The organism is Peptoniphilus sp., from assembly GCF_034090345.1.
In the GTDB taxonomy this organism is placed as follows: domain Bacteria; phylum Bacillota; class Clostridia; order Tissierellales; family Peptoniphilaceae; genus Peptoniphilus.
The window spans coordinates 19,819-27,090 of the sequence record NZ_JAXDSS010000060.1 but is presented as its reverse complement, the minus strand read 5'-3'; the positions used below and the strand labels follow the sequence as shown (position 1 = coordinate 27,090).

Annotated in this window: 10 protein-coding genes; 5 read left to right on the top strand and 5 right to left on the bottom strand. The window is 32.5% G+C overall.

What is annotated here, in order from left to right:
• The 3 genes from SOR77_RS05215 to SOR77_RS05205 all read right to left on the bottom strand — a co-directional run.
• The coding region (locus SOR77_RS05215) for a hypothetical protein (RefSeq protein WP_320636117.1) at positions 1-397 on the bottom strand (397 nt) is incomplete at its 3' end.
• A 35-nt stretch (positions 398-432) separates the two neighbouring features.
• Positions 433-987, bottom strand: coding sequence for a chromate transporter (locus SOR77_RS05210; protein ID WP_320636116.1), 555 nt, complete (start codon positions 985-987; stop codon positions 433-435).
• The gene (locus SOR77_RS05205) at positions 984-1,538 is read right to left on the bottom strand and encodes a chromate transporter (protein ID WP_320636115.1); all 555 of its coding nucleotides are present in this window, start codon (positions 1,536-1,538) and stop codon (positions 984-986) included. The genes SOR77_RS05210 and SOR77_RS05205 overlap by 4 nt, the downstream gene beginning before the upstream one ends.
• 98 nt (positions 1,539-1,636) lie before the next feature.
• On the opposite strand from SOR77_RS05205, the gene proC reads away from it, so the two are divergent.
• The 5 genes from proC to SOR77_RS05180 are packed head-to-tail and all read left to right on the top strand — an operon-like array spanning position 1,637 to position 5,506.
• A complete protein-coding gene (gene proC / locus SOR77_RS05200; protein ID WP_320636114.1) occupies positions 1,637-2,422 on the top strand; it encodes a pyrroline-5-carboxylate reductase in 786 nt (261 codons plus the stop codon).
• Positions 2,419-2,997 carry a DJ-1 family glyoxalase III gene (locus tag SOR77_RS05195; protein WP_320636113.1) on the top strand — a complete coding sequence of 193 codons (579 nt, stop codon included), beginning with the start codon at positions 2,419-2,421 and terminating at the stop codon, positions 2,995-2,997. Before proC ends, SOR77_RS05195 begins: the two co-directional genes overlap by 4 nt.
• Complete coding sequence (locus SOR77_RS05190) at positions 2,990-3,961, top strand: P1 family peptidase (protein WP_320636112.1); 972 nt, start codon at positions 2,990-2,992, stop codon at positions 3,959-3,961. Before SOR77_RS05195 ends, SOR77_RS05190 begins: the two co-directional genes overlap by 8 nt.
• A gap of 34 nt (positions 3,962-3,995) precedes the next feature.
• Positions 3,996-4,763: an ECF transporter S component gene (locus tag SOR77_RS05185; RefSeq protein WP_320636111.1), complete on the top strand. Its 768-nt coding sequence runs from the start codon at positions 3,996-3,998 to the stop codon at positions 4,761-4,763.
• A gap of 2 nt (positions 4,764-4,765) precedes the next feature.
• Positions 4,766-5,506, top strand: a complete 741-nt coding sequence (locus tag SOR77_RS05180; protein WP_320636110.1) for a type III pantothenate kinase — start codon at positions 4,766-4,768, stop codon at positions 5,504-5,506.
• Between the two features lie 38 nt (positions 5,507-5,544).
• Here SOR77_RS05180 and SOR77_RS05175 read toward each other — a convergent pair whose 3' ends face one another.
• Positions 5,545-5,892, bottom strand: coding sequence for a hypothetical protein (locus SOR77_RS05175; RefSeq protein ID WP_320636109.1), 348 nt, complete (start codon positions 5,890-5,892; stop codon positions 5,545-5,547).
• Positions 5,864-7,156, bottom strand: a complete 1,293-nt coding sequence (locus tag SOR77_RS05170; RefSeq protein ID WP_320636108.1) for a DUF1576 domain-containing protein — start codon at positions 7,154-7,156, stop codon at positions 5,864-5,866. Before SOR77_RS05170 ends, SOR77_RS05175 begins: the two co-directional genes overlap by 29 nt.
• Between the last annotated feature and the right edge of the window lie 116 nt (positions 7,157-7,272).

Genomic DNA, 7,272 nt, shown 5'->3' with positions numbered 1-7,272 from the left:
AGATACCAACTACAAATAAAATCAAAAGTAGTGTACCGGTTACAGATATAGTGGCAAATTTTGCCAATTTATCAAAATTATTTTTAGGAGTTGTAGTTAATTTATTGATAAAAATATTATCTGAGGTGTTTTTGTTGTAGATTGAATACTCATATTTTTCGTTCATATCAACATGGAAATTTTTAAAATTTTCAATTTGAAGATTTTTCGGTATATCAATCATTTGGTTTTGTTCAACTGAAGTGTTATTATCTTCATAACTTGAATTAGATGACCCACCATTTCCTGAAAATATTCCTTCTATCAAAGTAAATATAAGACAAGTTATTACTGCTTTTAGCATATATTCTCTTAAAAATTGTTTTGATTTGTTTTTTAACTCAGGTCTAGTCCACATAGTAGCCTCCTTTATATTGTAATATTAAGTTAATTTTAATATAAAAAATTGTTAAGTACAATATTGATAATTAATCCGACAACTCCACCGATTAATAGCAGTTTATATAAACTAACTTTTCTCAAATACAGTATAAGTCCTATGACGAAAGTTATCATAGCGGAGATATTTAAAGGATTTGAGAGAATTGAACTTTGTATTAGAGAGAGTGCCGTGATAAATATAAGAGATACGACACAAGCTTTTATGCCTATCAACATATAATTCAAACCTTTAAAAGTTTTACGCTTTTTAAATAAAAAATATCCTAGCAGCAACATCAAAGTTGATTGAGTGGTTATGAAACCTGTCGTTGCAACTATAGAGCCTAAAATTCCACCGATTTTTTGTCCGACAAATGTTGCGCAGTTTATTGCTATAGGACCGGGAGTCATCTGGGATATACTGACCACATCAATAAATTCTGACATTGTGAGCCATCCGTTTTCTTCAACTACAAATTTTCTTATAAGGGGAATGGTTGCATATCCACCGCCAAAGGCGAATGTGCCAATTTTAAGAAATGTCAGATATAATTTTAAAAACATCATTTTACATCTCCATTTCTAAGGTAAAAAGTTAAAATAGCTGCAATTGCACTTCCAAAAATAAGTTTTGCAGTATCAACTTTAAAAAAGAAACTCAAGATGAACACCAAAAAAATTATTATTGATGAAAAGTATTTATATTTTTTTGTAGCATTTTTACCCATCTCATACACTGTAACTAAGAGTATAGCACAAATTATGCCGCTGATTCCATCTAAAATTGACCTTACAAAAAAATTTGTCTTAAACTGAACATAAAACATAGAAACAATGCTCAAAATTATCAAGCAAGGAAGAGTTGAGGCTATTAAACAAACTATCGCTCCCCAAAAACCTCTAAGTCTGTAGCCGGTTAAAAATGAAGTAGAGATTGCCATAGCTCCCGGGCCGCTCTGTGCAAGTGCAACAATATCATACATTTCATCTTCAGTTAAAAGCTTCTTATTCTTAGCAAATTCATTAGAAATTATAGGAACTATAGTGTAGCCCCCACCAAATGTTATGGCATTTATTTTAAAGAAAATTTTAAATAATTCAAACAGAGATATATTCATTTTTATCCTCCTAAATTATATTGTATCACTAGTTTGAGAATGTGGAAATTTAAAAGATTTTGTGTGATAATAACTAATGAGAATGGGAGTGAATAAATATGAAAGTTGGAATAATTGGCGTAGGAAATATGGGAGGAGCAATCGCTCATGCTCTTATAAAAAATGGATTCGAGTTGTATTTGACAACTAAGTCTAAAGATTTAGAAGATTTCAAAGGAGAAAATGTACATATAGTAGGAGTCAAAGAGCTTACTCAAAAATCAGACTATATAATTTTAGCTGTAAAACCTCATATTTATTCAGTGGTAGTTGATGAAATAAGAGACCATTTAAGAGAAGATACAATTGTAATTTCAATAGCTGCAGGTCAAACCATTGAAAGTTTAACCAATTTACTCGGGAAGAGAAAATTTATCTTATCAATGCCAAATACACCGGCGATGGTCGGAGAGGGAATGAGCGCTATATGTCCTAGTGAAAAAGTAACTGAAGAAGAAATTGAAGATGTTAAGAAAATTTTTAGTTCATTTGGAAAAGTAAGTACTTTAAACAGTGAATTGTTTCATGGATTTGGAGCAGCTTGTGGATCATTGCCGGCGTATGTATATATGTTTATAGAGGCAGTTTCTGATGCTGCTGTTCTAACTGGGCTAAAGAGAGATGATGCATACAAATTTGTTGCACAAACTGTACTTGGTTCAGCTAAGATGGTTTTGGAAACTCAAAAACATCCGGGAGAATTAAAAGATATGGTAACTTCTCCGGGAGGAACTACAATTGAAGGTGTTAGAGCGCTTGAAGGAGAGGGATTTAGAGGAACAGTTATAGACGCAATACTTGCAGCTGAGCAAAAATCCAAGGCTATGAGAAAGGAACAGATATGAGAGATTTAATAATTTTACTTGAAGATGGTTTTGAAGAAATTGAAGCTCTTACAATAAATGATTATCTTAGAAGGGCGAAAATAGAAGTGGATTTAGTATCGGTAAAAAATGTTAAAGAAGTTGAGTCATCTCATGGAGTAAAAGTTGTAGCTGACTATACATTAGATGAGGTAAAAATTGATGGCTACAAAGGTATATATATTCCGGGCGGACAACCCGGTTCTACTAATTTGAGCAATAATAGAAGAGTTAAAGAGTTGGTTTCAATGTATGACAGCTCAGACAAGTATGTTGTTGCAATTTGTGCAGGCCCAATGGTGCTTGATGCGGCAGGAGTGCTTAAAGATAAAAAATTCACATGTTATCCTGGTGTTGAAAATAGGCTTGTAAATAAAGATAGAATTGATGAGATAGTAGTTGAAGATGAGAATATAATTACTGCTATGGGACCTTCAACAGCTCAAATTTTGGCGTTTAAATTAATAAGCTTATTTAAAGATGATGAAACTTCTGAAAAGATAAAAAAAGATGTTTTATTCTATGAATTGGAGAGAGAAATAAGAAAAAATGACTGAAAAATTTTATCCGGGTTATTTAAGTGATATAGAGGGCATAAAGGTAGGTCATGCTCAAAATTATGATGCTCTTACAGGAGTAACTGTAATAATACCTGACAAAGCAGTTAAGTGCGGAGTTGATGTTAGGGGTTCAGCTCCGGGGACAAGAGAAACTGACTTGTTAAAGAGCGAAAATATGGTTGACGAGGTCAATGCAGTAGTCCTATCAGGAGGTTCTGCATTTGGTCTTGAAGCATCCAGCGGAGTTATGGAATATTTAAGAGAAAGAGAAATTGGACTTGATACAGGTTTTGCTAAAGTTCCGATTGTCGTATCTGCCGTAATATTTGATTTATCCGTTGGCAATGCAAATATACGACCGGATTTTAAAATGGGATATTCTGCTTGTGAAAATGTTTCAAAGGGCACCGGTATGGGTTCTATTGGAGCAGGTACAGGGGCAAGTGTTGGAAAAATACTTGGAAATAAATATGCTATGAAATCCGGTTTAGGGCAAGCAAGTATGCAGTTCGGAGAACTTAAAATTGCAGCGCTTACAATATTAAATGCATTTGGAGATGTGTTTGATTCTGAAAGAAGAATTCAAATTGCAGGATGTTACTCACAAGAAGAAAGAAAATTTTTAGATACATTAAAAGTATACGAAAACTTGAGTGACTATGATGCGTTTAAAGGAAGAAACACCACAATCTCAATAGTTGCTACAAATGGAAAACTTTCAAAAGTACAACTAAATAAAGTATCTCAAATGGCTCATGATGGATATGCAAGGTCTATTGAACCCGTTCACACTATGTTTGATGGAGATACAATATTTTCAGTTGCAACTGGAGGGGTTGAATGTGATGTAACTTTTGTAGGCTCTATGGCAGCGAGGTGTATTTCAAGAAGTATAGCAAATGCAATTTATGGTTCAGAAGACGGTGGAGATTTAAAAAGTTTTAAATCTCTAAAAATTTGAAGAGTATCTTAACAGAACTCTATCAGGAGGAAAAATGAATAGAACAAACAGTAGGACAAAAAACAGTAGGACAAAAAACAGAAAGCTTATTATAACATCTATTTTAGGTGCGATTACAGTTGCTTTAGGATTCACTCCGTTAGGATTTATTCCGCTTGGAATTTTAAATGCGACAACTTTACACATACCAGTAATCATAGGAGCGATAGTTGAAGGACCATTAGTTGGGGCATTGGTAGGTTTGATTTTTGGCATATCGTCAATAATGAGGTCAATAATGAATACTACACCACTGACTCCTTTTATAATGAATCCGTTGGTGTCTGTATTACCAAGAGTTTTAATAGGTATATTTGCAGGATATACATATATTTGGGTAAAAAAATTAGATGAAAAATTGCTAAAGAATTTGTCATACATTGCATGGATAATTTGTTCGGTATTCTTGGGATATGTATTATATTCTAATACTACTAATGGTGGAACTACCATGACAATAATTTTAAGCGCAATATTTTTAGTGTTGAGTTTATTTATGCTATACTATACAAACAAAAAAATGAACTCGGATTTTGCAGTAGTTGCCAGCTCATTTATAGGTTCTATGACCAATACAGTATTCTTCTTGGGAATGATGTATGTACTATATGCAGAACAGTATATGGTAGCAGTTGGACAGCCTGTTGAGCTAGCAAGAAAAGTTATTTTTGGTATTGCCATAACTTCAGGAATTCCTGAGGCGATACTTTCTGTAATAGTAACTACAGCAGTAGTTAAGGGAGTTTTACTTTCAAAGAGGTAATTATGCTTTTAGCGATAAACATAGAAAATAAAAGTGTTCAAATAGGGTTATTTAAAGAGAATCTCTTGGTTCATAAATTTAAAATAAAGACTGACCCGTCTGAAACTGAAGATGAAATAAGGCTTAAGATAAGACAACTCATGGAGCCTTATAGATTAGATCAAGTTACAAATTTTATAATATCATCAGTAGTTCCGGATGTGACAAAATCCTATAGAGAAATATTTCCAGAGGCATTAGTAGTTGGAGCTGGAGTTAAGACGGGATTAAATATAAAATGTGAAAACCCTAAAGACGTTGGTTCGGACAGAATTGTAAGAGCAGCTTATTCTTTAGGTGACAAGGCGCTGATTATAAATATAGATGAAGTTATAACCATAGACTTTTTAAATGGAAATAATTTTATGGGTGGGATGATAATACCCGGTATGAATATGGCTTTGAATTCTTTAAAAGAGATGGCTAAACTTTCAAAAGTTGAATTGTTAAAGGTTGATTCAATATTTGGGAACTCAACAACAAAGGCAATACAAGCCGGAATATACCACCATTATTTGAGCACAATAGAATATGTGATAAAAAACATATCTAAAGATCATGAAAATTTAAAAATTGTGGCTACAGGAGAACATAGCAAGCTAATACTTGAAGAATTAAATTTTAAAGTTGAAGTAATTCAAGATTTGGCTCTCTATGGACTTGAAAAGATATATGTATTAAATCAAAAACTAAATTTAGTTTAGAAAAGTGTATTGGAAATTTCCAACGCACTTTTCTATTATTAAATATAAATTCTTTCTAAAGTAAAAGACAGAACACCATCTTTGTATACGGCGCTTCCGCTATCTATTAAATCACTTAATAAATTAAACATAGAACTATCGCCATCGGAAAGGTCTAACAATTCTGCATAGTATAACTCAACATCATCATATCTGGGAAGATTTATGAGCTCATTTATGTGTTCAAGGTCATCGGGCTCTTTGGGAACTTCGCCTGAACAGTTAAAAATTAATTTATTATCTATAAAATTTATATCAAGGTGAATATTATTTCCACCAATGTGAAAATAATATTCTAAAAGTCCGGAACTTATAAGTTTAGATTTGTGTTTTTGATCCTCGATCATAATGTCTCCTTAAATTTATCATTATTTTTTTATATTCTTTTAAAATTGGCACCAACATTGCAGCTACAAAACCACCTGAAAATCCATTGTTGTATAGATTTATGCCTCCATGGACAGCTCCGATATTAAATACAAGCGCCATGTGTAGAAAACCTGAAATAATTCCCGGGAAAAAACCAAATTCTCCAGCAATAGGAGCAAGGGTTGTCCCAAAAAGTCCTGCCAATATACTTGAAGTAGCCGTTATATCGTAGATATTTAATAGTGAAGCTAAATATACGCCGACCAATATAGGAATAGAATTTTTAGGATGTTTACCAAACGCACTAAAGGCGGCCACAGAGAGTATACCACCAATGACGGGGCCATTGAATTTGCCGCCAATTAATACAACATAAGTGGTGGATATAAGTCCCATAATTCCCATATTAATAAGAGTTGGATACAATCCATTTAGAGATATGAAATCACTTGGCAGACGACCGGAGTTTTTCAAGATATTTGAAAAACCTTTGAAGCTCATCTTATTTTTAACAAAACCATAGAGAACCATTGCTGTAAATATTGAATACAATAATATTCTTATTCTAAAATCATTTTCTAAATACACAACATTTACTGCTTCAATTTCTAAATCAAACATTCTAAGCCCACCGACGATTATCATTCCGATAATTCCGGCAGTAAAGCCGGAGTTATATAAATTATAACCTTGATGGAAACGAAGACAAGCTGACGCCACAGGAGTTATTATAAGTCCTATTAAAATTCCTACGACATAACTGATTAAAAAGCCTTTTAAAAATGGATATCCAAATGAAAAAGTAATTTCACTTATAAGAGGTCCCAAAGCTGTACCAAACAGTGCAGGTAAGATTACAGATTTTAAATCTGAACCTTCAAGTTTTGCATATAGAAAAACTCCCAATGTTATTGGAATGGAATTGTAAATATTTTTTCCGAAAAAGGCAAAACCTGTAACCAATATTATTGCGGCAACTTCAGATCCATTGATATCATTTTTAAGTGACTTTGTAATTAAAATAGACACAAACATTATGGTAGAAGCGTTAAAAAATGCTGCACCAATTCCTCCAACTGCCATATAATCAGTTAAAAGGTTTGATGGAGTAACTAATATTTTGAAAAATCCAATTAAAACTTCAAATGGTGTATTAAAAATAAATGATGAAAAAAATAGTACAGATGCTAAAAAATATAAGAGTTTATAAATCTGGGCTGATTTTTTATCTCTAAAATGCATAGCTCACTTCCTTTCTACAATAATTATATTTTAAGAAAAAAACAAGTTCAACAGTTTATTTAGATAAATTGATTACAAAACTTTAAAAAAACATTTTGTAAGAGTACAATGTAAAT

What these genes read in the sequence shown, in the direction of transcription:
- SOR77_RS05210 (WP_320636116.1), bottom strand. Translation starts at nt 987, where the DNA reads ATGATGTTTTTAAAATTATATCTGACATTTCTTAAAATTGGCACATTC.
- SOR77_RS05205 (WP_320636115.1), bottom strand. Translation starts at nt 1,538, where the DNA reads ATGAATATATCTCTGTTTGAATTATTTAAAATTTTCTTTAAAATAAAT.
- proC (WP_320636114.1), top strand. Translation starts at nt 1,637, where the DNA reads ATGAAAGTTGGAATAATTGGCGTAGGAAATATGGGAGGAGCAATCGCT.
- SOR77_RS05195 (WP_320636113.1), top strand. Translation starts at nt 2,419, where the DNA reads ATGAGAGATTTAATAATTTTACTTGAAGATGGTTTTGAAGAAATTGAA.
- SOR77_RS05190 (WP_320636112.1), top strand. Translation starts at nt 2,990, where the DNA reads ATGACTGAAAAATTTTATCCGGGTTATTTAAGTGATATAGAGGGCATA.
- SOR77_RS05185 (WP_320636111.1), top strand. Translation starts at nt 3,996, where the DNA reads ATGAATAGAACAAACAGTAGGACAAAAAACAGTAGGACAAAAAACAGA.
- SOR77_RS05180 (WP_320636110.1), top strand. Translation starts at nt 4,766, where the DNA reads ATGCTTTTAGCGATAAACATAGAAAATAAAAGTGTTCAAATAGGGTTA.
- SOR77_RS05175 (WP_320636109.1), bottom strand. Translation starts at nt 5,892, where the DNA reads ATGATCGAGGATCAAAAACACAAATCTAAACTTATAAGTTCCGGACTT.
- SOR77_RS05170 (WP_320636108.1), bottom strand. Translation starts at nt 7,156, where the DNA reads ATGCATTTTAGAGATAAAAAATCAGCCCAGATTTATAAACTCTTATAT.